The organism is Nocardioides sp. WS12 (assembly GCF_014108865.1).
In the GTDB taxonomy this organism is placed as follows: domain Bacteria; phylum Actinomycetota; class Actinomycetes; order Propionibacteriales; family Nocardioidaceae; genus Nocardioides.
Genome location: NZ_CP053928.1, coordinates 4268262 through 4294196 on the forward strand (window position 1 = coordinate 4268262; position 25935 = coordinate 4294196).

A 25935-nucleotide genomic window follows, 5' to 3' on the forward strand; every position below is an offset into this window, starting at 1 on the left:
GCATGAGCAATTCCTACGGTGGCGGCTTTCCGCCGTACGAGCCGCCGACCGGTGGTTCCTACGGCGAGTACGGCTCCAACAACCCGGCCAGCACCCCGTACGCCGGGAACGCTGCCCCCACCTCGACGGACGGCGTGTCGATCGCTGCACTGGTCTGCTCGCTGACCTGTTGCGCGGCGCCGGTCGGTATCGGTCTCGGCATCGCCGGCCTGGTCCGCACCAGCGGCGGCAAGCGCTCCGGTCGCTGGGCAGCGATCACCGGACTGGTGTTCGGTTCGCTGGTCCTGGTCTTCGGCCTGGCCTTCATAGTCTTCGCCGGAATCATGGGGACGAAGACCGTCTGGGAGGACGAGGCCTCGGTCGGCCAGTGCTTCGGCCGGGACCTGTTCAACGACCCGGAGAAGTCCACCTGCGCCGACCCGCACTACGCCGAGATCTCGTCGGCCGCCCGGTTCACCACCGAGCAGGCCGACCGCTTCGACAACCAGTCCGTCGCGGACTTCTGCGAAAGCCTCGAACCGGACGGTCAGTACCTCGACGCCGTGGAAACCGGCGACTTCAAGTTCGGGATCTCGATCGACGCCTTCGACGAGGACGATCCCGACGGGGGTGACTGGTTCTTCTGTTACGTCGAGCGAGTCGACGGAGAGAAGTACGAGGGGGCGCTGCCGGCCTCCGGTTCGTCGACGGGCGCATGAGCGGCGACAAGCCGCTGGGCTGGACCGGCTTCGGCCTGACAATGGCCTTCTGCATGCCGCTGTTCCCGCTGTTCGGTGCCGGCGCCTCCCTGGTCGCGCTGGTGCGCGGGCGGTTCCAGCCACGCTGGATCGCCGTACTGTCCCTGGTTCTGGGACTGCTCTTCACCGCAGGTCAGGCCGCCCTGGGCGTGGCATTGGTGGACTCGGTCAAGGACGAGGTCAACGACTCCACGACCGGGACCGACGCGGACCGGCCGGTCATGGCCGACGACGTGACGGTCGGCGACTGCTTCAACGACCCGGTCCTGCGCGGTCTGAAGCCGGACGAACCGGGCAAGGCCCTGGGCGAACTCGAAGTGCTGCCCTGCACCGAACCTCACGACTTCGAGGTCTACGGAGCGTTCGAGGTCAAGGGGGACGGCGCCTTCCCGGGCGAGAAGGCGATGATCAAGAAGACGGATCGCTGCCTCCCCCTCTTCCGGAAGTACGTCGGCGTGCCGTACCGGAAGTCCACCTACGAGGGGTTCAGCTACTACCCGAGCGCGGACAGCTGGGTGCTGGCCGACCGCACGATCACCTGCATCCTGGCCAACCCCGAACTCAAGCCGCTGAAGCGCAGCGCGAAGAACACGAAGCGCTGACGGCATGCCCTCCCCCGAGCAAGCCGGACGTCTCACGGGCGTGATCGCGGACTGGAACGACGAACGCGGATTCGGCTTCATCACGCCGGCGAACGGCGGACCACGGGTCTTCGTCCACGTCAGCGCTTTCCCGCGTGGACGCCGACCTGTCGCCGGTTGCGAGGTCACCTACGCCCCGAAGCGCGACGACCGGAACCGGGCGCAGGCTTCGGACGTTCGCTACGTCGGCCGCGGGCCGACGAGCAAGTCGGGCCCCGGTGAAGTTCCACTGGCCCTCGCCATCGCGGCGATGTTCTTCGGCATCCTCGGAATGCTCGTCGCCCTCGATCGACTGTCGATCGTGGTGGTCGCCCTGTACGCCGCGTTCAGCCTGATCGCGTTCACGACGTACGGCGGCGACAAGTCTGCCGCCCAGCAAGGCAAGTGGCGCACCTCGGAATCCACCCTGCACACGATTGCCGTCGTCGGCGGCTGGCCGGGGGCTCTCGTGGCGCAGGAGTACTTCCGCCACAAGGTCTCGAAGCAGCCGTTCCGCACGATCTTCTGGCTCACCGTTGTCGTGAACTGCGCGGCACTCGCGTGGTTCGTCCACGCAGCACCGATCGACTTGCCCTGACGCGGTCTTTCCCGCGCTCGGCCCGCACCACGTGAGTGCTCAGCGCGGGGAAGGCGTCCCAGCGCAGCCTGGGTTCGACGTCTACGGACTCTCGACAGCAGAGATCCGATACTTCGCGACGTCTGCTCCGAGGAGGTCCGGCGGCGGTGGCTGTTCGCTCTCGTCGGAACCAGAGTTGCGGAACGCCATCAGTGCGTCGTCGGTGTCCCAGCGCTCGAAGATGTTGATCCGCTCCGGATCAATCGGGTCGGCCGACTGCACGAAGTCGTGACACCCGGGTGCCTGACGGGCCTGCACGGCAGCGTTAGCAGTCGCTGCCAGGTAGCGCTCACGTTCAGAGGCGGCGACCCGCAGGTGGCCGGCGATGATGATCACGACGTCAGGCTAGGCGCTGCTGTAACACGTCGTCCGCCCCACTGGTCGGCGCTTGTCGTCGGAAATGACGTGCTGCAACGGCGTGCAAGGTACGACAACCGACAGGTAGTCAGGCCGACAGCGTGTTACAGCCACGCGGCCGCGAGCACGCAACCGCACCCACGATCCGAAGGTCAGACGACGCTGAGGGGCAGCAACGTCTTGCCGGTCGGGCCGATCTGGATCTCGGTCCCCATCTCGGGGCAGACACCGCAGTCGTAACAGGGCGTCCAGCGGCAGTCCTCGACCTCGACGTCGGAGGAGCCGTCACCGACGGCGAGGGCGTCCTCCCAGTCGGCCCAGAGCCAGTCCTTGTCGAGGCCGGAGTCGAGGTGGTCCCACGGCAGGATCTCGTCGTACTCGCGCTCACGGGTGGTGAACCAGTCGAGGTCGACGCCGGTGCCTTCGAGGCCGCGCTCGGCGGCAGCGGTCCAGCGTTCGTAGGAGAAGTGCTCGCTCCAGCCGTCGAAGCGACCGCCGTCGCGCCACACCTCCTCGATGATCGCGCCGACGCGGCGGTCACCGCGGGACAGGAGTCCTTCGATGACGCCGGGCTGGCCGTCGTGGTAGCGGAAACCGATGGCGCGGCCGTAGCGCTTGTCGGCGCGCACCGTGTCGCGCAGCTCGCGCAGGCGACGGTCGGTGGTCTCGACGTCGAGCTGGGCAGCCCACTGGAACGGGGTGTGCGGCTTCGGCACGAACCCGCCGATGGAAACGGTGCAGCGGATGTCATTGCGACCCGAGACCTCGCGGCCGGTCGCGATCACGCGCTTCGCGAGCTCGGCGATCTGCAGGACGTCCTCGTCCTGCTCGGTGGGCAGGCCCACCATGAAGTAGAGCTTCACCTGGCGCCAGCCGTGGCTGTACGCCGCCGCGACGGTGCGGATCAGGTCTTCCTCGGTGACCATCTTGTTGATCACCTTGCGCATCCGCTCGCTGCCGCCCTCGGGCGCGAACGTCAGACCGGAACGACGGCCGTTGCGGGAGAACTCGTTGGCCAGCGTGATGTTGAAGGCATCCACACGGGTCGAAGGCAGCGAGAGGGAGACGTTGGTGCCTTCGTAGCGGTCGGCCAGGCCCTTCGCGACCTCACCGATCTCGGTGTGGTCGGCGCTCGACAGCGAGAGCAGCCCGACCTCCTCGAAGCCGGTCTTCTTCACGCCGTTGTCGACCATCGCCGCGATCGTCTCGATCGAGCGCTCGCGCACCGGGCGGGTGATCATCCCGGCCTGGCAGAACCGGCAACCGCGGGTGCAACCACGGAAGATCTCGACGCTGAAGCGCTCGTGGACGGTCTCGGCGAGCGGCACCAGCGGGTTGCGCGGGTACGGCCACTGGTCCAGGTCCATCAGCGTGTGCTTGCGGACGCGCTCGGGAGCCTCCGGGTGATTGGGTACGACGGCCGCGATCGCGCCGGCGTCGTCGTACTCGACGTCGTAGAACTGCGGCACGTAGACCGAGCCGCTGACCGCGAGCCGGCGGAGCAGTTCGGTGCGCCCTCCCGGACGCCCCTCGCCCTTCCACTCACGGACGACCTCGGAGATCTTGAGCACGACCTCCTCGCCGTCGCCGAGCACGGCGGCGTCGATGAAGGCCGAGATCGGCTCCGGGTTGAACGCGGCGTGGCCGCCCGCGATGACGACCGGGTGTTCCTCGCTGCGGTCGACGGCGTGCAGCGGGATGCCGGCCAGGTCGAGCGCGTTGAGCATGTTCGTGTAGCCCAGCTCGGTCGAGAAGCTGATGCCGAAGAGGTCGAAGGCGCCCACGGGACGGTGGCTGTCGACCGTGAACTGCGGGATCTGCTTGTCGCGCAGCAGCTTCTCCATGTCCGGCCACACCGAGTAGGTGCGCTCGGCCAGGATCCACTCGCGCTCGTTGAGCACTTCGTAGAGGATCTGCACGCCCTGGTTGGGCAGGCCGAGCTCGTAGGCGTCGGGGTACATCAGCACCCAGCGCACCTCGACGTCGTCCCACTCCTTCGTCACCATGTTGAGCTCGCCGCCGACGTACTGGATCGGCTTGGACACCGACAGCAGGTGCGGCTCCAACTGGGGAAAGACGGACTCCACGGACATGGGGCCGATTCTACGGTCCGCCCCGGGTGCTGCAGGCATCGTCGTGGCGAGAGCGCTGGGTCGCGCCCGTAGGATCCGCACCATGAGTGCCTCCACCACGGGACGACTCGGGTGGACGGTCTTCACGCCGCCTGTTGCCGCGATCGTGCTTGCCTTCTCCTGGGGCACCCATCCCCCGCCCGTCGCCGCCGCCCTCATCGGTGTCGCCCTGATCGGCGCCGTCCTCGCGGGCGTTCACCACGCCGAGGTCGTCGCCCACAAGGTGGGCGAGCCGTTCGGGTCGCTGCTGCTCGCCGTCGCTGTGACGGTGATCGAGGTCGGCCTGATCGTCATGCTGATGGCGTCGGGGAACGGCGAGACCGCGACCCTGGCGCGCGACACCGTCTTCGCCGCCCTGATGATCACGCTCAACGGCATCGTCGGCATCGCCCTGATGGTGGCCGCGCTGCGCCACCACCTGGCGACCTTCAATCCCGAGGGCACCGGCTCCGCCCTGGCCACCGTGATCACCCTCGCCGGTCTGACGCTGGTCGTCCCGGCCTTCACGACCAGCGAGGCCGGACCGTTCCTGACCGGGTCCCAACTGACCTTCGCCGCGCTCGCCTCGCTCGTCCTCTACGGGTCGTTCGTGTTCACCCAGACCGTCCGGCACCGCGACTTCTTCCTCCCGAACACGGTCTCCACACCGGCCGGCTGGACGGCCGACAACGACATCGACGGCGACGGGCACGCCGACCCGCCGACGACTCGTGAAGCCTGGATCAGCGTCGGACTGCTGGTGCTCTCGCTGCTCACCGTCGTCGGTCTGGCCAAGGTCGAGTCCTACTCGATCGAGGACGCCGTCGACTGGTTCGGCTTCCCCCATGCCGTGGTCGGGGTGGTCATCGCGCTGCTCGTGCTGGCTCCGGAGACGATCGCCGCCGTGCGCGCCGCCCGGCGCGACCGCGTGCAGATCAGCCTGAACCTCGCCTACGGGTCGGCGATGGCGTCGATCGGTCTCACCATCCCGGCCATCGCGGTCGCGTCGATCTGGCTGGAGGGCGAACTGGCGCTCGGTCTCGAGCCGATCCAGTTGGTGCTGCTGATCCTGTCGGCGATCGTGAGCGTGCTGACCGTCGTACCCGGTCGCGCGAAGCCGATGAACGGCGTGGTCCACCTGGTCCTGCTCGCCGCGTTCCTGCTCCTCACCGTGGCGCCATGACCCGACGGGCACTCGCGGCGCTGGCCGCCGTCACCGTCGCGCTCGCACTGACCGGGTGCTCGGACGAGGCACCGGCCGACTCCGACCGGATCGTGCTCTCCCCTCCCTCCGAGGGCGAAGGGGGTGCCGACCACACGCACGCCCCCGGGCAGGGGCACGCGAGCGCCGCACCGATCGGTGACGGCACCACCGCGACCGCCGGCGGTTACCGGATGACCGCGGTGACCGTGCCCGCCGTCGGCAAGCCCGGCGACGTCTCCTTCCGGATCCTCGACAAGTCGGGGGCTGCCGTCACGAAGTACGTCCCCGAGCAGACCAAGCTCCTCCATCTGTACGTCGTCCGGTCGGACCTGAGCGGTTTCCGGCACCTGCATCCGGCGCTGGGCGAGGACGGCACGTGGCGTGCCCGCGCCGACCTCGGTGACGCCGGCCCGTGGCGCGTGGTCGCCGAGTTCACGCCCGAGGGTGCGGCGCAGCCCCTGGTGCTCGGAACGACCGTCGAGGTCCCCGGCGACTGGGAGCAGGTCGCAGTACCCCGTGGCGAAGCAGCCACGACCAGCGACGACGGCGTGGCCCGGGTGCGCCTGCTGGGCACCGGCACAGTCAGCGAGAACGGCCGCCTGCGCCTCGCCATCACCAACCTCGACGACCAGCCGCTGACCCTCGGCTCCTTCCTGGGTGCCGCTGCGCACCTCACCGGATTCGCCCTCGACTCGCAGGGCTTCGTGCACGTGCATCCGTACGGCGCCCCCGAGATCACCGACGACGGCACCGTGCTGACCTTCCACACGACCTTCACCGAGCCGGGCGACTACCGGATGTTCGTGCAGGTGCGCGTGGACGGCCTGTTGCACCAGGTAGCGGTGACGGCCACCGTCACCGCCCCGTAGATTTCCGCCCAACCCGACCTCAGGCACGACCTCAGGCCCGACCGCAGGAGACCCATGAACCTCAGGCCCACACGTACCGCGATCGCCGTCCTTCTGACGTCCACCCTGCTCCTCGCCGGCTGCGGTGACGACGGTGACGGTGACAAGTCGGACAGCAAGCCGCTCGGCGGTTCCTCGAGTGACACCAGCGCGAGCGACGGGACCAGCGGTGCGACGTCCGGGGCTGCCGCCTCGTCCGACGGTGGTGCTGACTCCTCGGACCTCGACAAGGACAGCTTCTTCGAGACCGTGATCCGTGCACAGCAGAGCGCGGGCAGCTTCCGGTCGACGTCCACCACGTCGGCGGCAGGCGTCACCACGGAGCTCGAGTCCGAGGCGATCTACGAGGACGGCGGGTTCCGGGGCCACGCGAAGAGCACGGCCGCCAGCCCCCAGCAGATCGAGACCGTCATCTCCGACGGCGTCATCTACCTCAAGGGCGAAGGCCTGGGCGTTCCCGCCGGCAAGTGGCTCAAGTTCGACCCGAAGGACCCGGAGAACGCCGACAACCCGCTCGCCGGAATCGCCGCGGCAGCCGACCCCGAGGTCGCGCTTCGTGCCATGGGCGAGCTGGACGCACTCGACGAGGTCGGCCCCGAGACGGTCGACGGCGTGAAGACCACCCACTACAAGGCGGTCATGGTCACGTCCAACTACGCCAAGGAGCTCGGTCTCCCCGCAGAGGTGAGCACCATCCTGCCGCCGAAGCTCCCGTTCGACATGTGGGTCGACGAGGACAACCGGCCGGTGAAGTTCAGTATCTCGTTCGACATCCAGGGCATGACCTCGAAGAGCGTGCAGACGTACACCGACTACGGCGTGGACCTCGACATCACCACGCCGAAGGACGCCGACACCATCAAGTACTCCGAGCTCAGCCAGGGCTGAGCCCCTCAACCACGGTGGACCTGCTGGTCAGTCGACCAGCAGGTCCACCGTGGTCACCGGGCTGGTGAACTCGTCCACCCGGACGCTGACCTGGAGCACCCACGTGCCCGTCGTCGGGAACACGACGTCGGCGACGTAGGTGCCCGTCGCGGTCGGCACCACCGGGATCTCGCCGAGGTCGACGTCGCTCGATCGCAGGGCAACTGCGGGGGCGTCGTACAGGTCGAGGGGCTCGCCGGCTGTGTCCTGCACCTGGACGATCAGACGGCGCTGCAGGCCGGTTCCGGCGTCGAGGACGGCGAGGACCTTGAGGTCGTCGTTCGCGATGCCGGTGACGACGCCGGTGTCGGCGGTCGGGGGCTGGGCCGGTGGTTCCCCACCGGGCGGCTTCTGGGTGAGGAAGCCGGTCACGGCCAGCACCGCGACGAGCACCGCAGCCTCGGCCACGACGACCCGGCGGACGAGACCGGTCGCCGTGCGCTGGCGATCGTGGCCGACGCCGGCGGTCACCTGCGGGACGAGGCGATACCGGTTCCACGCGGCGATCGCGACCACGACCAGCACGAGGGCGACCTTGATCAGCATCAGGCGTCCGTAGGTCTCCCCGAACAGGCGTGACCACGAACCGACGATCCGCCAGGCGAGCAGCACCCCGGAAGCCGACAGCACCACGAGCAGCGCCGCAGCGACTGTCGAGAACCGACTGAGCAGTTGTACGGCGTCCCGCGGGCGTCCGGCGATCGCCGGCAGCGTGAGGGCAAGTCCCACGAGGCCGCCGAGCCAGACCGCACCCGCCGTGAGGTGGAGCGCGTCGGTGACGACGAGCAGGGTCCCGGGCTCGTAGGCACGGGTGTGGCCCACCAGGGCGGGCGACCAGACCGCGAGCGCCGTGGCCAGATCGGTGGTCAGCGCGGACTTCTCCCGGGTCGCGGACCATGCGGCGGCGCCGAGACCGAGCGCCTGCAGGGCCAGGACGATCAGGTCCTCGCGCACGAGATCCGGGTCGAGGGATGCCGGATCGAAGAGGCCACCCGGTCCCGAGCCGAGTTGGTACGCCCCCGACAGCGGTACGGCGACCGCGGCTGCCGCCACCGCCACGACCGCCGAGCCGCGCAGGATCCGCACCAGCCGTCGTCGTACGACATCGGTGAGGCGGACGCCGCGTGCCGTCCACGCGAGGAAGAAGGCGAGGCCTCCGGCGAGCAGCAGGGCGGCGTAGTCGAGGCCGTGGACGATCGCCTGGATCGTGGGCAGTGCGCCGGGGTCGGTCGGGCCGACCTTGGGCGCCTCGACCTTCGCACTGGGGGCGCCGACGTGGAAGGTCAGCGAGCCGGCGATCGGGTGCCCGTCGGCGGACACGACGCGCCAGGTGATGACGTAGGTGCCGTCGTCGAGGCCGTCGGCGAGGTCGCCCTCCACCTCCTTGCCGCTGGCGGACGCGTCGATCTCGACCGGGTCACCGGACGCGTCGAACGCCAGCAACCCCTTCGGGACCAGTTGCACCGACTCGTCGAAGGTGAAGGTGACCGCGGTCGGCGCCTCGGCCAGGACCGCTCCCTCGGCAGGGTCCGTGGAGACGAGGGTGGCGTGCGCCGACGCCGGAGCCGCCCACCCGACCACCGCGACGGCGGCGATCAGGAGGGCAACGATGAACGCCGGCACACGCCTCATCGATCAGGCCTTGCGGGTGCGCGCGAGCGCGAGTCCGCCGAGGGCGAGCCCACCAAGGCCGGCGACCAGGCCGACGACGGCCACACCGCCGTTGTCGTTGGTACCCCGGTCGTTGGCGGAGACCTTGCCGTTGCTGGTCTCCTCGTGGTCGGCGTCCTTCTTGTCAGACGCCGCGCCACCGTGGTGGCCCTCGGCCGACGCCTCGGTGATGGTCACCGTCGGAGCCGGGTGCTCCAACTCCTCGGCGTCCTGGCCTTCAGCAGCGGTCTCGGTCCAGCCGGTCTCGCCCTTGGCACAGGTCTGCACCACGGGGAAGGCAAGGGTCTCGCCCACCGCGTCCGGCAGTTGCACGGACAGTTCAACGGTGTCGCGGTAGCCGTCGACCAACGGCGTCTTCGCCGTGTAGACGACCTGGGCGATCCGCTCGGTGATCTCGTTGCCGTGCGCGTCCTTGATCGGCTTGTCGAGCTTCTGGGCGACCTTCTCGACCGACCAGTTCGGGTTGACCGTCGGCGTGACCGACGGGATCTCCTCCGGCATGGCGATGGTCATCTTCGTGGTCGGCGATCCCTCGCAGCCGTGGCCGACGCTGAAGGTCAGCACGGCGTAGGAACCAGCCGAGGTGACGTTCGGCGTGACCGTGACGTGCGCGCTGGCGGCGCCGGCCGACAGGGCGACGATCGCGAGGGCGGCGGTGCCGCTGAGGGCGGGCAGGGTGAAGCGTCGGACGTTCATGAGTTCTCTCTGTCGTTCGGTGAGGTGGGTCGGGGCAGCAGCGACTGCCCGAACACCTCCCCGGACGGGAGAGATCAGGCGATCGCGGCGGCGCCGACCGGTGGGCCGCGCGTCGGTGCGATCGCCAGGAAACGGCGGGAGACGAGCGTGATGACGGTCTGCCGGACGGCCGGCAAGCGCAGGACCGGCGCAGGCAGCCGCCCGAGGTCCGACCACGCAATGAGTACGACGACCGCGCGGCGCCGCACGGACCACATGACCGCCGTGACCGCGGCCGCGATGGCGTGCGCGGCGAGCATGCCCGGCGTCAGGCCCAGGAACCCACCGGCGTCGTGGCCGTGGGTCGCGTGCACGCCCGGGCTCAGGGCGACCAGCCACGCGTGGCCGAGGACCTGCGCGGCCACGAGCACCGGGAGGACCACCCGGATCCCGGCCTTGCGGCGCAGCACGACCACGCTGGCGGCGTACACGAGACCGCCGAAGGCGGTCAGCCAGAGCGCTCCCGGCACCTCTCCGCCGGCCGCGACGTGGGCCAGGGCGAGCGCCGCAACGCTCTCGAGGCTGCCGATCGTCGCCGGCACGGCCACGCGGGTGCGCGGCGTACGGCGGACGGTCAACACGGCCCCTATCTTGCCGGACGGCCCGCAAGACCTCGCGGTCGCGTGCTGGCCATGTCGTCCAGAACAGCACCGATCGCGCGGGTCAGCGCCGAGTCACCCGACTCGACGAGCAGCCGCCCGGCGACGAGTGCCTTGTCGACGGCAGGCTGGTCGTCGGGCAGGAAGTGCACCCCGAGGCTGGCTCCGAAGCCGTTGAGCATGGCCACGACGTCCGGCTCACGCCAGCCCAAGGTCGCTCGCATCCGGTTGACCACGATGCGCACCGGCGGGTTCACGACGAGTTCGCTGAGTTCGGTCATCGCCCGCGCCAGGCGGGCCAGGCCGACCGGATCGGCCGAGCCGACCAGCAGGATCTCGTCCGCGATCTCGAGGGCTTCGCGGGTGAGGTCGTTGCGTCCGGGCCGGCCCAGGTCGCTCGCCACGTCGTGCTCGATGCTGAAGCCGGTGTCGATCACCACCTGTCCCCCGCGGCGCCCGGCCTCGACGATCTCGGTCAACGACCCGGGTCGAACCTCCACCCAACGGTCGGCGCGCGGCAGCCCCGTGATGACCCGCAACTGGTCGGACAACCGCCGCTGCACGGTGACGAAGCGCTGCTCGAGTGTTCCGGACGCGACGAGACGCGCGGCAGCGAGCAGCCCGGACACCTCGTCGAGGATCCCGAGTTGCTGGGCCACGGCGCCGCCGTAGGGGTCGGCGTCGACGAGCAGCGTCGAGAGCCCGCGGCGGGCCAGTTCTGCCGCGACCCCGGACGCCAACGTGGTCCGTCCCGGCGCACCGCCCGGCCCCCACACGGCGATGACCCGGCCTGCGAGGGCACCGTCGAGCGGCGGCACGGGGTCCTCGCCGGGCAGCGGCAGCGGCGCAGCCGGAAGGGTCGCGTCGGCAGGGAGGTCGGTCACCAGGGCACCGAGCTCGTCGATCCGCGCAGCGTCGAGCAACGTCGTGATCCCGATCCGGGCGGCGCGGGGCTGGGTGACGTCGGGTCCGGTCGCGATCCCGACCACACGGACGCCGTACCGCGTCAGATCGTCGACGACCCCCTGGTCCAGCCCGGGCAGGTCGACGCCGAGGACGGCGACCTCCGCCTGGCCGGTGCTCGCCGCGGCAAGCAGGTCGTCCACGTCGACGCAGCGCTTCAGGACGACGGTCCCCGGATGGTCCTGGAGGGCGGCCAGGCCACGCGACTCCCACGCGGCGCCGCTCGACACCAGCAGTACGACGATCATCGCAACCTCAGGACCGTTGGAGGATCCGGATGACCGGGTCCTGCAGGGAGCTCAGCAGGAGTTCGAACTCGACTGCCTGCGGATCGTCGACGGCCACGACCAGTTGGCGTGCCCCCGTGACGGCGAACGTGTCGTCGTACTCCGGAGCCGCGACCACGGTCACCTCGCTGAGGGCAGGCCCGTCGACCTTGACGTCCCCGGCGGTCGAGCCCTTCGTGAGGCCGGCGCCGTCGCTCACCCAGACGTCGACGACCGAGCCGGTCTCGACGTCTGGCGGCACCCGGTTCGGGTCGACCTCCAGCGGCACCCGCAGCACCTGCTCGGCGTCGGCCTCCCCGACCGCCGATCGCGCGAGCAACTCCCCCGCACCCACCGCGCGGGTCAGGATCAGGTCCGTCGGCACGGGTTCGTCGGCCGGGAAGTAGCGGCCCAGCGCCGAGTCGTCCGTGAACCGGATCCGCTCCACACGCAGGTCGTCGGCCACGACCGGCGACCCGCTGCCGCGGTCCTGGGCGAGCGCCCAGACCTGCACCGTGTCGTCGGCGGCCGCGAGCAGGCGCGCGCCGAGGACGATCGAACCGGTGACCAGCGCAATGCCGATCCACAACCTGGGGTCACGCCAGCCCGGCCGGGCCACGCGAGTGGCCTGGGGCGGGACGGACGCGCCCGGAGAAATCCCGAGATCTCTGGACACGCGAACATCATGCAGTGCCGAACGCCGATCGTCACCTCGTCATCCACAGCCCGTCGCGCCGCCGGTGCGGACGGTGGTGCGGAGTGCAACGATGGAGCCATGAGCGGTACGCCACGTTTCCTCACGCTCGCCGACGTCGCTGAGGTGCTCAACACGTCCAGCGCGCAGGTCTACGCCCTTGTGCGCCGCGGCGACCTGCCCGCGATCAAGATCGGCGGCCGCGGCCAGTGGCGCGTCGAGGGCTCGCGCCTGGAGGAGTACATCCAGCAGCAGTACAGGTCAGCCGAGCAGTACGTCGCCGACCACCCGTTCGTGGACTCCGACGCGGACTGACCTATTTGCCGTCGACCTCGCCCTTGAGGAGCACCTTCACCGTCTTGTCGTTGTTCCCGCGCTTGACGGTGAACTCGACGGTCTGGCCGGGCTGATAGCTGCGGATCGCGACGATCAGCGCGATGCCGTCACTGACGCGATCGCCGTTGATGTGGGTGATCAGGTCGCCCTTGCGCAGACCGGCGTCCTTGGCCGGGCTCGCAGCGAGGATCTCGTCGAGGACGGCGCCGTCACCCGTGGGGATGCCGCCCGTCTTCACCTTGGCGCCGATCACGGGGTACTGCGCCTTGCCGGTCTTGAGGATCTGGTCGGCGGTGACCCGCACCTGCTCGACCGGGATCGCGAAGCCGACACCGATGTTGCCGGCGTCGGAGTCTATCGACCCGCCGCCCGCCGTGGCGATCGCGGAGTTCACGCCGATCACCTCGCCCTGCATGTTGACCAGCGGGCCACCGGAGTTGCCCGGGTTGATCGCCGCATCGGTCTGCACCGCATTGATGTACGACGACTGGTCGGTCGACGAACCGGTCGTGACCGGACGCTGGAGATAGCTCACGATGCCGGAGGTGACCGTGTCGGGCAGGCTCAGCGGAGATCCGATGGCGACCACGGGCTCACCGACCCGCAACTTCTTCGAATAGCCGAGCTTCGCAGGGACCAGGTCCTTGAAGTCCTTCACCGACAGGACGGCCAGGTCGTAGACCGGGCTGAGTCCGACAACGGTGGCTTCGTAGCGGTTGCGATCGTGGTCGACGACCACGATCGGGCCCTTGCTCTTCGCGGCAGAAGCCACGACGTGGTTGTTGGTGATGATGTGGCCGTTGCCGTCCATCACCCAGCCGGAACCGGTCGCACCTGCCTCCTGGCCGTCGTACTCGGCGAGGATCTGGACGGTGCTGGGGAGCACGGCCTGCGCCACGGCGGCGATCGATCCGGGCGCCTCGAGCGGAGGCAACTCCTCGAGGTCGACGTCGTTCAGGCCACCGTCGGCGAATCCGGTGCCGCCATCGTCATCAGCAACCTTGTCGTGGGCGAGGGCACCGAGGAAGCCGCCACCGAGACCGACCAGGAGCGACAGCAGGGCCACGGCGGGCCAGATGCGGCGCGAGGGGCCGGTGCGGGGCTCGACGGGCAGCGTCGGCAGCACGGGGCGCCGGACCGACAGGTCGGCCGGCGTCGGCGGCGCCGCCGGCGCGGGAGGCATCAGTGACGGAGCGAGGGTGGGCATCGGGAGCGTCGGCTCCGGCGTCGAGTCGGGACGGACGTCCACCGGCGCAGGTGTGGCGCCCGGGGGCGGCGGCGCCCACTGCGCCGTGGCGTCGATCGGGGCTTCCTGACCCACGGGGCCGGGCGGGACCAGATCGGCTCCCTCGATCGGCTCGGTGGGTTCCCGGTCGGCGTCGTACTCGTCGTTCACGTTGTCATCATGTCTGATCCACCCAGCCGGGCCCGGATCCGGCCTACGGCAGCATCCCGCGCACAGGCATGCGCAGCACCGTGGTGAGGGTGGTGGAGACCGTGCCCGCACCGTTGCCGGCGATCGGGGTCGACGTGGGCGCCGTCGGGACGACGGAGTCGATCTGGGTGGCCGGCGGACGGCGGTCTGCGGGCGCCACGCCACCGGGGGTGAGCCCGAAGGCCAGCACACCCAGCATCGCCGCACCCAGCGCGCCGCCGCCGATCATCGCGACTCCGGCGCCACGGCGCTGGCCATGACCATGCTCGGAGAGCAGCGCGTCACCCGGGGGCATGCTGAGCAGCGAACCCTTGAGGTTCGAGGGGGCCATCCGCTCGCCGCCGCACAGGCCGGCCAGGCGGGTCTTCACCCAGCCCTCCCGCTCGACGAGGTCGCGGCAGGCGTGGCAGGCGTAGACGTGGGTCCACGCCTCCTCGGTGTCCTTCGCGGAGAGTTGTCCGTCGAGCAGGGCACTGACGCGGTTGCCGAGGTGCCCGATCATCCCGTGGCTCCACCGGCGAGGGACACGGTGGCGGGGCCGAGGTAACGGGTGCGGTCACCCTGCGGCGCCCGGTGCGCGAGGGCATTGCGGAGCAGCGCGCGGCCACGGTGGATGCGCGAGCGGACGGTGCCGAGCTTCGCGCCGAGAATGTCGGCGATCTCCTCGTAGCTGAGGCCCTCGATGTCGCACAGCACGACCGCCGCACGGAAGTCCGGCGGCAGGTCCGCCAAGGCGGCCTCGACGTCGTCCTCGAAGTTCAGGTCGGCGTACGCCATCTCGGGCGCGGGGGAAGCGCTCGGGAGCCGCGCGGCGCGCTCGTCGGAGAGGGTGTCGAACCGGATCCGCTGCTTGCGGCGGGCCTGGTCGAGGAAGAGGTTGGTGGTGATCCGGTGCAGCCAGCCCTCGAACGTGCCGGGCGAGTAGGTGTGCAACGAGCGGAACACCCGCACGAACACTTCCTGCGTGAGGTCCTCGGCGTCGTGGCGGTTGCCCGTCAGGCGGAGCGCAAGGCGGTAGACGCGATCGGAGTGCTGCTCGACGATTGCTTCCCAGTTCAGGTCCTGTTCGAGGACCTGGGGATCGACGGGCTCCTTCATCGTGGCCTTCTTCCGCTGCGTCAGTACCAAGGTGGTCTGGTCCTCTCACCGTAGAGCCGGGTCCTGAGTGTTCCCTGTGAACTCCCCCAACATTGGCCACAACGATTGGCGAGGATCCTGTGTTCCCCGGCGTCGGGTCCGCCGACTGGGCCCTTGGCAGCCTTAGGGTGAGAACCGTGGCTCCGACACCGATCAACGCATCCAGCTGGACGTACGCCGACACCTACGTCGTCGAGGACGACGTCCTGACCGCTGCCCGCGCACGGTCCGAAGAGGTCGGCGTCACCCCGATCGGCTCCGGCGGCGGCGCGGCCCTGTGCTTCCTCGCCTCCGTGCTCGAGGCGCGCGCCGTGGTCGAGATCGGCACCGGCACCGGTGTCTCCGGCGTCTGGCTGCTGCGCGGCATGCGAACGGATGGTGTCCTGACCACCGTCGACATCGAGGCCGAGCACCAGCGCCTCGCCCGCGAGTCCTTCAAGGAGGCCGGCGTCGCCCCCAACCGGGCTCGCACCATCGCCGGCTCCGCACTCGACGTCCTGCCCCGCCTCACCGACGGTCACTACGACCTGGTCTTCGCCGACGGCGACAAGCGTGAGTACAGCGCCTACCTCACCGAAGCGCTGCGCCTGCTGCGTCCCGGTGGCGTCGTGGCGTTCGACAACGCGCTGTGGCACGGCAAGGTCGCTGACCCGGCCGTCCGCGACGAAGAGACCGTGGCGATCCGGGACCTCGTGCAGCAGGTGGCCGCGACCGAGGGTCTCGTGCCCGTGTTGCTGCCCGTCGGCGACGGTCTGTTGCTGGCCAAGAAGGAATGGATCCCCGAGACCGACTAGTTCTTCTGGCCGAGCGCGTCTCCGGCTCAAGCGAGGCAGCAAGCTGCCTGGAGGCGCCTCCCGCCGCGCTGCCGGCCTATGACTCGACGATTCCGTCGAGCGGATCCGTCGACCCGAGCCAGGTCAGCAGCAAGCGCGGACCGAAGCCGGACGGCCCGACCGTCCACTCGTGCCACTCCTTCTCGACATCGCCCACCGACGCAATGTCGAGGTGCGCCCACGGGACGTCGCCCACGAAGTGGCGCAGGAAAAGGGCTGCGGTGATCGCGCCCGCTCCCCCGGGGTCGTTGCTCGCGTCGGCGATCTTCGACGCCAACTTGTCCTCGTAGCCGTCGTACAGGGGGAACCGCCAGAGCGGTTCGCCTGACTGTTCGCCGGCAGCCGCCAGGGCAGCGGCGAGCGCATCGTCGGTGGCGAAGAGACCAGCCACCTGCTGGCCGAGCGCGACCTTGACGGCTCCGGTGAGCGTCGCGATGTCGATGATGAGATCCGGGGCGAGTTCGGTGACGGCGTACGCGAGGGCGTCCGCGAGGACCAGACGGCCCTCGGCGTCGGTGTTGCCGACCTCGGTGGTGCGCCCACCCCAGTGGCGGACCACGTCGCCGGGGCGCAGCGCGCTGCCGGAGATGGCGTTCTCGGCTGCCGCGACCAGCCCGATGACGCGGACCGGGCAGTCGACGTCCGCCAGGGCAGCCATCGTGGCCAGGACGACACCGCCGCCCATCATGTCCCGCTTCATGGACGCCATGGAGGCGGCCGGCTTGATCGACAGGCCGCCGGTGTCGAAGGTGATGCCCTTGCCGACCAGCACCACGAGGGGGAGCTTCTTCGCCGCGCGGGCACTGACACCGCGGGGTGTGTAGTCGAGCCGGATCAGTCGCGGCGGGGTGGCCGACGCAGCGCCGACGGCCAGGATGCCGCCGAAACCGTCGCTGGCGAGGTCCTGCTCGTCCCAGACCTGCAGGTCGAGACCGGCGGCCGCGGCGATCTGCTCGGCCTGCGTGGCCAGCCACGCAGGGTTCTTCAGGTTGGCCGGGACGGTAGCGAGCAGGCGCGAGCGCCACCCGGCGCCGCCGATCGCGACCGCACGTTCGAGAACGGCCCGGTCACCAGCGACCTCCGGGCCTGCGACGACGACGCGGCGCACCGGCAGTCGCTCCGGGCCCCGGGAACGCCAGTGGAAGACGAAACTCCCGAGCATCGTGCCGACCACGAACGCCTCGACGGACGCGTGCACGTCGGACATTCCGGCGCCGGCAACAACCGGGATCGACGTGGCGACAGCGTCGCGGTCGAAGGTCGCGCGCGCCAGAGCGGCGCCCGCCCTGCGCAGGTCGATCGGCAGGCCGGCACCGACGCCGACCAGGATCACCAGACGCAGGTCGGGATTGGTCGTCGTACCGCCGGGGACCGGGACGGTCGCGACTTCGGCGGTCGCTCCGGTCAGTCCGTGCACCTCGGCGATGCCGACGAGGTCGAGATCGAGCTCGTCGGCGAGTTCCGCTGCTCCCGGACCCAGCAGGAAGGGCACCTCGTCGTCACCCGGCAACACCGGGAGCGCGACGACATCGACGCCGATGATGGCGCCGGGCAGGAGATCGCTGAGCGCGAACTCCGGAGGTGAGACCTGGCCCGGAAGGACCTGCTCCTGGGTGCTGGGGGCAGCGGGTGAAGTCACCCGACCACAGTCTTGAGCGCGTCGCCGAGCGCAGAGGCCTCCTCGGCGTTGAGCTCGACCACGAGTCGGCCACCGCCCTCGAGCGGAACGCGCATCACGATGCCGCGTCCCTCCTTGGTGACCTCGAGCGGACCGTCGCCGGTCCGAGGCTTCATTGCCGCCATGCGGCACCCCTCTTCCACTAACTTCTGCGAGTTTGTCGTGCGCCCTGTGCACCCGACTTGTGCGCTGCACCATTATCGCCCATGCCACACAAACCGCGCAGCCACGGGTGGGTGTCGCCTCGTGGGCTCGAGTTCAGTCCGAAGGCTCCTCGGTGACGTCCTCGGGCTCCTCGACCTCCGAATGCCCCCAATAATCGGGGCTTCTGACCTTCGCGCGGGGCTCCATCTCCGTCGCCAACCGGGTGAGCAACGCGTCGACCTCTGACATCCGGTAGCCGCGGAAAGCCAGGGAGAAGCGAACCTTGCGGAGATCACCGGCCTCGATCCGGCGGTCGGCAGGGACCAGCGCATCGGGGCGGTCGTCGTACGCCGGAGCCATCGGCTCACCGTGTCCGGCGGCCAGCATCGCTACGCCACCCATGGCGAGCACGATGAGGACGGCGAAGACCCACATCATCGGATGGGACATAGGGCGTGTCTCCTCACGCGTGCCGCTCGCGGGCGGCCACCATCAGCGCGACAGCCTCGTCGACGTCGTCGGTCAGGGTCAGCATGTCGATGTCTGTCTGCTTGATGCGGGCGTCGGCGAGCATGGAGCCCTGCATCCAGTCGATCAGGCCCTGCCAGTACTCCACGCCCATCAGCACGATCGGGAACTGGGTGATCTTGAGGGTCTGGGACAGCGTCATCGCCTCGAACAACTCATCCAGGGTGCCGATGCCGCCCGGCAGCACCACGTAGCCCTGCGAGTACTTCACGAACATCATCTTGCGGACGAAGAAGTACCGGAAGTTCAGCCCGAACCCGACGTAGTCATTGAGCTTGGCCTCCCACGGGAGTTCGATGCCGAGGCCCACGCTCTCTCCGCCGGCCTCCATCGCGCCCTTGTTGGCCGCCTCCATGGCGCCGGGGCCACCGCCGGTGATGACAGCGAAGCCGGCCTCCACGAGCGCAGCGCCCACGCGGACGCCGATGTCGTAGGCGGGGTGGTTCGGGGCAATGCGCGCCGAACCGAAGACAGAGATCGCCGGCCCGAGTTCGGCGAGGTCGTTGAAGCCCTCGACGAACTCCGCCTGGATCTTCAGCACTCGCCAGGTGTCGGTGTGCACCCAGCCGCCGTCGCCACGACTGTCGAGCAGCCGCTGGTCGGTGGTGGAGCCCTCGGGGCGTCCCTTGCTGGGGCGCGGGCCTGGACCGTTTCGCTTCGTCATCGCTGAACCTCTCGTGTCGGGTCGACTGACACATCTGCTCGAACATCGGTGAGGAGCCACTGCCGCAACTGCTGTTCGCACTGCTCGATCTGCGCCACTTCGACGAACTCCTCCTGCTTGTGGGCAAGGAGGGGGTCGCCCGGTCCGTAGTTGACGGCCGGCACGCCCAACGCGGTGAACCGGGCGACGTCCGTCCAGCCGAACTTCGGGTTGACCACGCCACCGACCGCGTCCACGAAGGCCCGCGCCGCGGGCTGCTCGAGTCCCGGCAGCGCGCCGGGAGCGGAGTCCGTCAGGGTGATGTCGAAGCCGTCGAAGAATTCCCGCACGAAGGCAAGGGCCTCGGCCTCGGAGCGGTCGGGCGCGAACCGGAAGTTCACGGTGACCACGCATTCGTCAGGAATGACGTTGCCGGCGACGCCACCGCTGATCCCGACCGCGTTGAGCCCTTCGTGGTACTCCAGCCCGTCGATCACGGGCCTGCGGGCGTCGTACTCGTTCAACCGGGTGAGTACGGCGGCCGCCGCATGGATCGCGTTGACGCCCTTCCAGCTGCGGGCCGAATGGGCACGCTCGCCGCGGGTGCGGACGTCGACGCGCAAGGTGCCCTGGCACCCGGCCTCGACCACGGCATTCGACGGCTCCATCAGGATCGCGAAGTCAGCCTCCAGCAATGCCGGGTCGGACTCGCTGAGCAGCCGGAGGCCGTTGAGCGCGGAGTCGATCTCCTCGCAGTCGTAGAGCACGTAGGTCACGTCGTGCACCGGTTCGGGCACGGTGGCGGCGAGGCGCAGGATGACGGCGTCGCCCCCTTTCATGTCGCAGGTGCCCAGTCCGTGCAGGAGCCCGTCCTCGAGGCGGCTCGGCAGGTTGTCGTTCAGGGGCACGGTGTCGAGGTGCCCCGCGATGACGACCCGCGACGGTCGACCAAGGCCGGTCCGCGCGACCAGAGTGTTGCCGTGCCGACTGACGGTGAGGTGCGGCAGCGCCACGAGCGCCGCTTCGACCGTGTCGGCGATCGACTGCTCGTTGCGGCTGACCGACTCGATGTCGACCAGCGCGCGGGTCAGGGAGACGACATCGGTGGAGAGGTCGAGGGGGTGCGGCGGACTCACCTGACCAGTCAAGCAGGCCAGCCCTCGGCGCCCACCCATCCGGGCCCGGCTTCACTCATGGTTTCGCGAAAATCTGCCCGGGTACCCCAGAAGGGTCACCAGAATGGTTTGTCGATCTCGGGAGAAGCAGGATGGCCTACGACTACGAACAACTCGATTCACTCCTCGACGATGCAGCGCGCGAAGCCGCATTCGCCGACCTCACCCGGCGGGACGGCTGGGACTACGACAACGGCAAGGACTATGTCGTCAAGACCGAGAACTACGGCGAGAGTTCCAGCGTCCAGACGGTCTACTTCGACGGTCGCGCGACGCTCGGTGGTTACAACATCGGGGCGACCAGTCCGACCGAGCCGTTCCCGTCGCTCGCTGCGGACTACGCCGGCATGGTGTCGGGCTGGCGCAGCAAGCTCGACCAGACCGTGTCCGGTTGGGACGGCGTACCGAAGCCCTCGATCCTCGACGACGCCAAGACGCAATGCCTGCTCGGCGTGCAGAAACTGGCCGGCGGCACGGGCAACGGCGGGTCGCAGTTCGGCAACCCGGACCTCGAGGCCATCGGTTACATCCGGAGCTTCATCCCGAGCCCCGACCAGGCCGGCCAGACCATCAGCGCTTTTTACACGAACTACGGGCCTGACCGCCTGGAGACGGTGCTCGACGGACACTGCGAGGCCGTGGCCGCCCTGGGGGTGGCGATCACCGGAACGCAGAAGCTGTTCGAGACGTGCCGTGAGGACGTCGCCAACCTCGTCGGGAACGTGAAGGAGGCGTTCAGGCAGACCCGCAAGGACTACTCGAACCTCCAGACCATCACCACCGTGCTGACGGTCGTCAACGCGTCGACCGGCCTGCTCGGTGTCTTCCTCGGACCCGGTGTCGGTACGGCGGCGATAGGCGGGCTGAGCGCGGGCACCTCGTTCCTCAGCACGGCGCTGGGCCTGCTCCCGAAGCCGACCGAGTCGAAGCTGCCCTACAGCGGCTCGTCACCCAACGACGTCTACAACGACTTCAAGAAGGCCTTCAGCACCCTCGAGGAGAAGGCCAAGGCGCAGGACCAGGGCCTCGAAGCAGTGCTCGAGAGCATGCTCACCGCGGTCGCCGATCCGGTGAACCGGCGGAACTTCCACGTCCACCCGGGTGAGGGCCAGGCCCCTCTCGGCGACACCATCAACGTGAAGTACTCCACGCTCGAGCACATCGGCTACGAGTCCATGCCGACCGTGGCGCGGGCATTCCTCCAGGCCGCCGACCAGGTCGAGAGCAGCAACCAGATCAACGCCTGGATCCGCACCGGGATCGTCGGGGCCGGCACCTACGGCTGCTACTTCGCGTGGCGCGACCTCGCCTACCAGATCACGCCGCTGCTCAACGACACCGGCGCCGAGGTCGTCGGCGCCGGTGAGTCACTGGCCGAGGCCGCGGGGTACCTCCGCGACAGCGACGGCTGGGCGAAGGACAAGCTCGGCGCCAACTACAAGGAGCTGGAGGGCGCCGAGCTCGGCTGGCAGGACCCCTACGTCCCGCCGCCGCCTCCGCCGAGGCAGCGTCCCAACGACGGTTGGGGCGTCGGAGGCATCTGACTCGAAGCCGGGTCAGGCGAGCTCCACCCGGATCGTCGCCTGCTCGCCGTCACCCACCACGACGGCGGTGACGCCGTCGGCATCCACGTCGCTCTCGCTGACCGTGTACGACGTCGCGAGGGTCTCCCCCGCGATCAGCGCCTCGTGCGTGGTGGCTGCCGCGAGCACGGCCGCCGAACCGGAAACGACCAGTTCGATCCGGTCGGTCACGTCGAGACCGCCGTCCTTGCGAGCCTGCTGGACCGCACGGACGAGGTCACGGGCGAGCCCCTCCTCAGCGAGTTCGGGCGTCACGACGGTGTCGAGCACGACGAAGCCACCGGTCGGCAACATGCCGGTCGCGGCTCCCTCGGCGGCGTCACCGGCGGCCGTCTCGAGGGAGTACTCCCCCTCGACCAGCGCGAGGCCACCCGCGGTGACGGTGCCGTCCTCGGCCACGGACCAGTCCCCCGACTTGGAGCCCTTGATCGCGAGCTGCACGTCCTTGCCGAGGCGCGGACCGGCCGCACGGGCGTTGACGGTGAGCTTCTGCTCGACGCCGTAGCCCTGGGCCTCCTCGGAGTCGGCGGCCACGAGGCGCACCGACTTCACGTTCAACTCGTCGGCGATGATCTCGGTGAACGCCTCGAGGGCGGTCGGGTCGGCCGCGACGACGGTGAGCTGGGCCAACGGAAGCCGGTTGCGGAGCTTGCCGGCCTTGCGCAGCGCGGACGTCGCCGAGCAGACCTCGCGGACCTGGTCCATGGCGGCGACGAGGGCGTCATCCGCCGGCAGCGCCGAAACGTCGGGCCAGTCGGCCAGGTGCACCGAACGCTCGCCGGTCAGGCCGCGCCAGATCTCTTCGGTGGTCAACGGCAGCAGCGGGGCGATCGCCCGGCACACGACGTCGAGCACCGCAGCCAGGGTCTCGAACGCCTCCGGCTTGCCCTCCCAGAACCGCTCGCGGGAGCGGCGGATGTACCAGTTGGTCAGCACGTCGAAGAACGCACGCGTGGTCTCGCAGGCGTCCGCGATGGCGTACTCGTCGAGCTCGGCGGTCAGCTTCTCGACGTACTGCCGGGTCTTGGCGAGCAGGTAGCGGTCGAGCGGGTCGGTCGAGTCCGTCGAGCCCTGGGCGTCGTAGTGCTCGGCGTTGGCGTAGAGCGCGAAGAAGTACCACGTGTTCCACAGCGGGATCATCACCTGGCGCACGGCCTCGCGGATGCCTTGCTCGGTCACCACGAGGTTGCCGCCGCGCAGGATCGGGCTGGCCATCAGGAACCAGCGCATCGCGTCGGCGCCGTCACGGTCGAAGACCTCGGAGACGTCGGGGTAGTTGCGCAGCGACTTCGACATCTTGTTGCCGTCGGAGCCGAGCACGATGCCGTGGCTGATGCACGAGGAGAACGCCGGCTTGTCGAACAGCGCGGTCGCCAGGATGTGCAGCGTGTAGAACCAGCCGCGGGTCTGGCCGATGTACTCGACGATGAAGTCGGCCGGGAAGTGCTGCTCGAACCACTCGGTGTTCTCGAACGGGTAGTGCACCTGGGCGAAGCTCATCGAGCCCGAGTCGAACCACACGTCGAGGACGTCGGAGACGCGACGCATCGTCGACTTGCCCGTCGGGTCGTCCGGGTTCGGACGGGTCAGGTCGTCGATCCACGGCCGGTGCAGGTCGCGCAGTCCCTGGGCGTTCATCGGCAGGCGACCGAAGTCGCGCTCGATCTCGTCGAAGGAGCCGTAGACGTCGATCCGCGGGTACGTCGGGTCGTCGCTCTTCCACACCGGCACCGGGCTGCCCCAGAACCGGTTGCGGGTGATCGACCAGTCGCGGGCGTTCTCGAGCCAGCGGCCGAACTGGCCGTCCTTGATGTGGTCCGGGGTCCAGCGGATGTCCTGGTTGAGCTGGGCCATCCGCTCCTTGATCTTGGTGACCTCGACGAACCATGACGAGACCGCCATGTAGATGAGGGGCTCGCGGCAGCGCCAGCAGTGCGGGTAGGAGTGGTTGTAGGACTCGCGGCGCAGGAGCACCGTGCCCGGGCTGACCGAGGCGGTGCCGGCCTTCAGGTCACCGATGATCTGCGGGTTCGCGTCGAAGACCTGCATGCCTTCGTAGTCGGTGACGGGGAAGGTGAAGCGCCCGTCCTTGCCCACGGGTACGACGGTCTCGACACCAGCAGCGTCGAGGACCGCCTTGTCGTCCTCACCGAAGCCGGGAGCCAGGTGCACGAGGCCGGTGCCGTCCTCGGTCGTGACGAAGTCCGCGACCAGCACGCGGTGGGCGTTGTCGCTGCCTGCGTAGTAGGAGAACGGCGGTGTGTAGCTGCGGCCGGCGAGGTCGGCGCCGGTCAGCGTCTCGACAACCTTGAGGTCGTCGGTCGACCCTGTCGAGACCAGTTCCTTCGCGTACGACGCCAGCCGGGCCTTGGCCAGGAGGTACCGCTCCACGGAGCCGGTGGGCAGGTCGGACTCGACGACGACGTACTCGATCGACGGGCCGACGGCGACGCCCATGTTGGACGGCAGGGTCCACGGCGTCGTCGTCCAGATCAGCGCGAGCTCACCGGAGTCGAGGCGGAAACCAACGGTGAGAGCGGGGTCCTGGCGGTCCTGGTAGACGTCGTCGTCCATCCGCAGTTCGTGGTTGGAGAGCGGGGTCTCGTCGTTCCAGCAGTAGGGCAGGATCCGGAAGCCCTCGTAGACCAGGCCCTTGTCGAAGAGACCCTTGAAGGCCCACAGGACCGACTCCATGAACTCGGGGTTCATCGTCTTGTAGTCATTGTCGAAGTCGACCCAGCGCGCCTGGCGGGTGACGTACTCGCGCCATTCGCCGGAGTACTTGAGCACCGAGGCGCGGCAGGCATCGTTGAACTTGTCGATGCCCATCTCGACGATCTCGTCGGTGGTCTTGATGCCGTTGAGGCGCATCGCCTCGAGCTCGGCGGGCAGGCCATGGGTGTCCCAGCCGAAGCGGCGCTCGACGCGCTTGCCGCGCATCGTCTGGTAGCGCGGCACGATGTCCTTGACGTAGCCGGTCAGCAGGTGGCCGTAGTGCGGGAGACCGTTGGCGAACGGCGGGCCGTCGTAGAAGACGAACTCGTTCTCACCGGACGCGCCCGGGTCGCGCTGCTCGACCGACGCCCGGAAGGTGTCGTCCTCGGCCCAGTAGGCCAGGACCCCCTCCTCGATGGCGGGGAACTTCGGGGAGCCGGGAACGGCGCCCTGCCCGTTGCTCGGGTCGGCGGTCGGGTCGGTGGTGACCTTCGGATAGGTCATGCGGTGGGTCTCCTGAGCGGGGCGTCCGGTGGTTGAGCTTGTCCAAACCACGAGGACGACGTGTGCCGCGGTACCACCTCGCTTGCCGACCCCGAGGGGACGACCGCTCATTCATGGCTGTGACGGGCCACCCGCCGGGTTCTACTGAGGTTTCGGTGGTTGAGCTTGTCGAAACCCGTTCTTCCCGGAGCTCACCGCTGATGACGGCTCGAACGCTGGTGCCCACAGCGTACGGCGGCCGGGGGTGGTTGGGAAAATGGGATTGCGCGGACCTCCTACGGTGGGCGCATGTCTGATGCCGCTGGCGAACTGGCCAACTACCGTGACTACCTCGGCGAGTACCGCAAGATGTTCAGCCGCAAGTGCGACGACCTGTCCCCTGAGCAGCTGGCCACGCGGTCCGTGCCGCCGAGCACCTTGAGCCTGGTGGGCCTGGTCCGGCACATGGCGTACGTCGAGCAGGCGTGGTTCCAGCGCGCGCTGCAGGGCAACCTCGACGAGCCGCGTCCGTTCACCGATCCCTCGGACCGGGACTTCGACTTCAACGCGGCCGTCGGAACGGTCGAGTGCGTCGAGGAGGCCTTCGCCGAGTGGCGGAACCAGGTCGCCCGCGCCGACGAGTGGCTGGACACCCAGGACGACGTGTCGATGGGCGCCGAGGTCGTCTTCAACAGCGATCGCGAGACGTCCACCGTCCGCGACATCCTCGTCCACATGATCGAGGAGTACGCCCGCCACACCGGCCATGCCGACCTGCTGCGCGAGTGCATCGACGGCCGCACGGGAGAATGACCG

The 25935-nt window shown here is 69.3% G+C and carries 25 protein-coding genes and 1 pseudogene; 10 read left to right on the plus strand and 16 right to left on the minus strand.

What is annotated here, in order from left to right:
- The first annotated feature begins 2 nt into the window (after nt 1–2).
- Genes HRC28_RS20650 through HRC28_RS20660 form a run of 3 tightly spaced genes read left to right on the plus strand, consistent with a single transcriptional unit; the run spans nt 3 to nt 1955 of the window.
- Nucleotides 3–698 (plus strand): DUF4190 domain-containing protein, encoded by a 696-nt coding sequence (locus HRC28_RS20650; protein WP_182377262.1) that lies wholly within the window; start codon nt 3–5, stop codon nt 696–698.
- A complete protein-coding gene (locus tag HRC28_RS20655; protein ID WP_182377263.1) occupies nt 695–1339 on the plus strand; it encodes a septum formation family protein in 645 nt (214 codons plus the stop codon). The genes HRC28_RS20650 and HRC28_RS20655 overlap by 4 nt, the downstream gene beginning before the upstream one ends.
- A 4-nt stretch (nt 1340–1343) precedes the next feature.
- Nucleotides 1344–1955 carry a DUF1294 domain-containing protein gene (locus HRC28_RS20660; RefSeq protein ID WP_182377264.1) on the plus strand — a complete coding sequence of 204 codons (612 nt, stop codon included), beginning with the start codon at nt 1344–1346 and terminating at the stop codon, nt 1953–1955.
- 81 nt (nt 1956–2036) lie between these two features.
- On the opposite strand, the gene HRC28_RS20665 is transcribed toward HRC28_RS20660, so the two are convergent.
- Together HRC28_RS20665 and HRC28_RS20670 are read right to left on the minus strand one after the other, a co-directional pair.
- Nucleotides 2037–2330 (minus strand): antibiotic biosynthesis monooxygenase family protein, encoded by a 294-nt coding sequence (locus HRC28_RS20665; protein ID WP_182377265.1) that lies wholly within the window; start codon nt 2328–2330, stop codon nt 2037–2039.
- Nucleotides 2331–2503: 173 nt separating this feature from the next.
- Nucleotides 2504–4444 carry a TIGR03960 family B12-binding radical SAM protein gene (locus tag HRC28_RS20670; protein WP_182377266.1) on the minus strand — a complete coding sequence of 647 codons (1941 nt, stop codon included), beginning with the start codon at nt 4442–4444 and terminating at the stop codon, nt 2504–2506.
- Between the two features lie 82 nt (nt 4445–4526).
- Here HRC28_RS20670 and HRC28_RS20675 point away from each other — a divergent pair, with 82 nt between their 5' ends.
- From HRC28_RS20675 to HRC28_RS20685, 3 genes are read left to right on the plus strand one after another with little or no spacing between them, the layout of a single operon-like run.
- Nucleotides 4527–5645 (plus strand): ionic transporter y4hA, encoded by a 1119-nt coding sequence (locus HRC28_RS20675; RefSeq protein WP_182377267.1) that lies wholly within the window; start codon nt 4527–4529, stop codon nt 5643–5645.
- Nucleotides 5642–6535, plus strand: coding sequence for a hypothetical protein (locus HRC28_RS20680; RefSeq protein ID WP_182377268.1), 894 nt, complete (start codon nt 5642–5644; stop codon nt 6533–6535). The genes HRC28_RS20675 and HRC28_RS20680 overlap by 4 nt, the downstream gene beginning before the upstream one ends.
- A 54-nt stretch (nt 6536–6589) precedes the next feature.
- Nucleotides 6590–7462, plus strand: coding sequence for a hypothetical protein (locus HRC28_RS20685; RefSeq protein ID WP_182377269.1), 873 nt, complete (start codon nt 6590–6592; stop codon nt 7460–7462).
- 27 nt (nt 7463–7489) lie between these two features.
- On the opposite strand, the gene HRC28_RS25680 is transcribed toward HRC28_RS20685, so the two are convergent.
- The 5 genes and pseudogenes from HRC28_RS25680 to HRC28_RS20710 all read right to left on the minus strand — a co-directional run bounded on the left by HRC28_RS25680 (nt 7490) and on the right by HRC28_RS20710 (nt 12411).
- Nucleotides 7490–9133: a copper resistance protein CopC gene (locus HRC28_RS25680; RefSeq protein WP_182377270.1), complete on the minus strand. Its 1644-nt coding sequence runs from the start codon at nt 9131–9133 to the stop codon at nt 7490–7492.
- Between the two features lie 3 nt (nt 9134–9136).
- Entirely contained in the window at nt 9137–9868 is a 732-nt protein-coding gene (locus tag HRC28_RS20695) for a YcnI family protein (protein WP_182377271.1), read from the minus strand.
- 74 nt (nt 9869–9942) lie between these two features.
- Complete coding sequence (locus HRC28_RS20700; RefSeq protein WP_182377272.1) at nt 9943–10488, minus strand: cell division protein FtsQ; 546 nt, start codon at nt 10486–10488, stop codon at nt 9943–9945.
- A gap of 677 nt (nt 10489–11165) precedes the next feature.
- Nucleotides 11166–11288 (minus strand): annotated as a pseudogene (locus HRC28_RS25760) (ATPase); the annotation flags it as partial.
- Between the two features lie 436 nt (nt 11289–11724).
- Nucleotides 11725–12411 carry a hypothetical protein gene (locus HRC28_RS20710; RefSeq protein WP_182377274.1) on the minus strand — a complete coding sequence of 229 codons (687 nt, stop codon included), beginning with the start codon at nt 12409–12411 and terminating at the stop codon, nt 11725–11727.
- 99 nt (nt 12412–12510) lie between these two features.
- Here HRC28_RS20710 and HRC28_RS20715 point away from each other — a divergent pair, with 99 nt between their 5' ends.
- Nucleotides 12511–12744, plus strand: a complete 234-nt coding sequence (locus tag HRC28_RS20715) for a helix-turn-helix domain-containing protein (RefSeq protein ID WP_182377275.1) — start codon at nt 12511–12513, stop codon at nt 12742–12744.
- Between the two features lies 1 nt (nt 12745).
- On the opposite strand, the gene HRC28_RS20720 is transcribed toward HRC28_RS20715, so the two are convergent.
- The 3 genes from HRC28_RS20720 to sigE are packed head-to-tail and all read right to left on the minus strand — an operon-like array spanning nt 12746 to nt 15298.
- Nucleotides 12746–14161, minus strand: a complete 1416-nt coding sequence (locus tag HRC28_RS20720; RefSeq protein WP_182377276.1) for a trypsin-like peptidase domain-containing protein — start codon at nt 14159–14161, stop codon at nt 12746–12748.
- Nucleotides 14162–14204: 43 nt separating this feature from the next.
- Nucleotides 14205–14702: a hypothetical protein gene (locus HRC28_RS20725; RefSeq protein ID WP_182377277.1), complete on the minus strand. Its 498-nt coding sequence runs from the start codon at nt 14700–14702 to the stop codon at nt 14205–14207.
- Nucleotides 14699–15298, minus strand: coding sequence for an RNA polymerase sigma factor SigE (gene sigE, locus HRC28_RS20730; protein WP_182377278.1), 600 nt, complete (start codon nt 15296–15298; stop codon nt 14699–14701). The genes HRC28_RS20725 and sigE overlap by 4 nt, the downstream gene beginning before the upstream one ends.
- Nucleotides 15299–15474: 176 nt before the next feature.
- Between sigE and HRC28_RS20735 the strand changes: the two genes are divergently transcribed.
- Entirely contained in the window at nt 15475–16131 is a 657-nt protein-coding gene (locus tag HRC28_RS20735) for an O-methyltransferase (RefSeq protein WP_237111589.1), read from the plus strand.
- A 76-nt stretch (nt 16132–16207) separates the two neighbouring features.
- On the opposite strand, the gene HRC28_RS20740 is transcribed toward HRC28_RS20735, so the two are convergent.
- From HRC28_RS20740 to dapE, 5 genes are all read right to left on the minus strand, one after another.
- On the minus strand, nt 16208–17809 hold the full coding sequence (locus HRC28_RS20740) for a leucyl aminopeptidase family protein (RefSeq protein ID WP_182377279.1): 1602 nt from the start codon (nt 17807–17809) through the stop codon (nt 16208–16210).
- On the minus strand, nt 17806–17973 hold the full coding sequence (locus HRC28_RS20745) for a DUF3117 domain-containing protein (protein WP_082574114.1): 168 nt from the start codon (nt 17971–17973) through the stop codon (nt 17806–17808). Before HRC28_RS20745 ends, HRC28_RS20740 begins: the two co-directional genes overlap by 4 nt.
- 133 nt (nt 17974–18106) lie before the next feature.
- Nucleotides 18107–18442 (minus strand): DivIVA domain-containing protein, encoded by a 336-nt coding sequence (locus HRC28_RS20750; protein ID WP_237111590.1) that lies wholly within the window; start codon nt 18440–18442, stop codon nt 18107–18109.
- Nucleotides 18443–18455: 13 nt separating this feature from the next.
- Entirely contained in the window at nt 18456–19184 is a 729-nt protein-coding gene (locus HRC28_RS20755; protein ID WP_182377280.1) for a TIGR00730 family Rossman fold protein, read from the minus strand.
- Nucleotides 19181–20338 (minus strand): succinyl-diaminopimelate desuccinylase, encoded by a 1158-nt coding sequence (dapE, locus tag HRC28_RS20760; RefSeq protein WP_182377281.1) that lies wholly within the window; start codon nt 20336–20338, stop codon nt 19181–19183. The genes HRC28_RS20755 and dapE overlap by 4 nt, the downstream gene beginning before the upstream one ends.
- Before the next feature lie 92 nt (nt 20339–20430).
- Between dapE and HRC28_RS20765 the strand changes: the two genes are divergently transcribed.
- On the plus strand, nt 20431–21882 hold the full coding sequence (locus tag HRC28_RS20765) for a hypothetical protein (protein ID WP_182377282.1): 1452 nt from the start codon (nt 20431–20433) through the stop codon (nt 21880–21882).
- 12 nt (nt 21883–21894) lie between these two features.
- Here the strand turns inward: HRC28_RS20765 and ileS are convergent, their stop codons facing one another.
- Nucleotides 21895–25140, minus strand: a complete 3246-nt coding sequence (gene ileS, locus HRC28_RS20770; protein WP_182377283.1) for an isoleucine--tRNA ligase — start codon at nt 25138–25140, stop codon at nt 21895–21897.
- Between the two features lie 288 nt (nt 25141–25428).
- Here ileS and HRC28_RS20775 point away from each other — a divergent pair, with 288 nt between their 5' ends.
- Nucleotides 25429–25932, plus strand: a complete 504-nt coding sequence (locus HRC28_RS20775) for a DinB family protein (RefSeq protein ID WP_182377284.1) — start codon at nt 25429–25431, stop codon at nt 25930–25932.
- Nucleotides 25933–25935 lie beyond the last annotated feature (3 nt).

Bases quoted from the DNA above. Each gene is read 5' to 3' on its own strand.
- HRC28_RS20650 (WP_182377262.1), top strand. From the start codon at position 3: ATGAGCAATTCCTACGGTGGCGGCTTTCCGCCGTACGAGCCGCCGACC.
- HRC28_RS20655 (WP_182377263.1), top strand. From the start codon at position 695: ATGAGCGGCGACAAGCCGCTGGGCTGGACCGGCTTCGGCCTGACAATG.
- HRC28_RS20660 (WP_182377264.1), top strand. From the start codon at position 1,344: ATGCCCTCCCCCGAGCAAGCCGGACGTCTCACGGGCGTGATCGCGGAC.
- HRC28_RS20670 (WP_182377266.1), bottom strand. From the start codon at position 4,444: ATGTCCGTGGAGTCCGTCTTTCCCCAGTTGGAGCCGCACCTGCTGTCG.
- HRC28_RS20675 (WP_182377267.1), top strand. From the start codon at position 4,527: ATGAGTGCCTCCACCACGGGACGACTCGGGTGGACGGTCTTCACGCCG.
- HRC28_RS20680 (WP_182377268.1), top strand. From the start codon at position 5,642: ATGACCCGACGGGCACTCGCGGCGCTGGCCGCCGTCACCGTCGCGCTC.
- HRC28_RS20685 (WP_182377269.1), top strand. From the start codon at position 6,590: ATGAACCTCAGGCCCACACGTACCGCGATCGCCGTCCTTCTGACGTCC.
- HRC28_RS25680 (WP_182377270.1), bottom strand. From the start codon at position 9,133: ATGAGGCGTGTGCCGGCGTTCATCGTTGCCCTCCTGATCGCCGCCGTC.
- HRC28_RS20695 (WP_182377271.1), bottom strand. From the start codon at position 9,868: ATGAACGTCCGACGCTTCACCCTGCCCGCCCTCAGCGGCACCGCCGCC.
- HRC28_RS20715 (WP_182377275.1), top strand. From the start codon at position 12,511: ATGAGCGGTACGCCACGTTTCCTCACGCTCGCCGACGTCGCTGAGGTG.
- HRC28_RS20725 (WP_182377277.1), bottom strand. From the start codon at position 14,702: ATGATCGGGCACCTCGGCAACCGCGTCAGTGCCCTGCTCGACGGACAA.
- sigE (WP_182377278.1), bottom strand. From the start codon at position 15,298: ATGAAGGAGCCCGTCGATCCCCAGGTCCTCGAACAGGACCTGAACTGG.
- HRC28_RS20745 (WP_082574114.1), bottom strand. From the start codon at position 17,973: ATGGCGGCAATGAAGCCTCGGACCGGCGACGGTCCGCTCGAGGTCACC.
- HRC28_RS20750 (WP_237111590.1), bottom strand. From the start codon at position 18,442: ATGTCCCATCCGATGATGTGGGTCTTCGCCGTCCTCATCGTGCTCGCC.
- HRC28_RS20755 (WP_182377280.1), bottom strand. From the start codon at position 19,184: ATGACGAAGCGAAACGGTCCAGGCCCGCGCCCCAGCAAGGGACGCCCC.
- dapE (WP_182377281.1), bottom strand. From the start codon at position 20,338: ATGGGTGGGCGCCGAGGGCTGGCCTGCTTGACTGGTCAGGTGAGTCCG.
- HRC28_RS20765 (WP_182377282.1), top strand. From the start codon at position 20,431: ATGGCCTACGACTACGAACAACTCGATTCACTCCTCGACGATGCAGCG.
- ileS (WP_182377283.1), bottom strand. From the start codon at position 25,140: ATGACCTATCCGAAGGTCACCACCGACCCGACCGCCGACCCGAGCAAC.
- HRC28_RS20775 (WP_182377284.1), top strand. From the start codon at position 25,429: ATGTCTGATGCCGCTGGCGAACTGGCCAACTACCGTGACTACCTCGGC.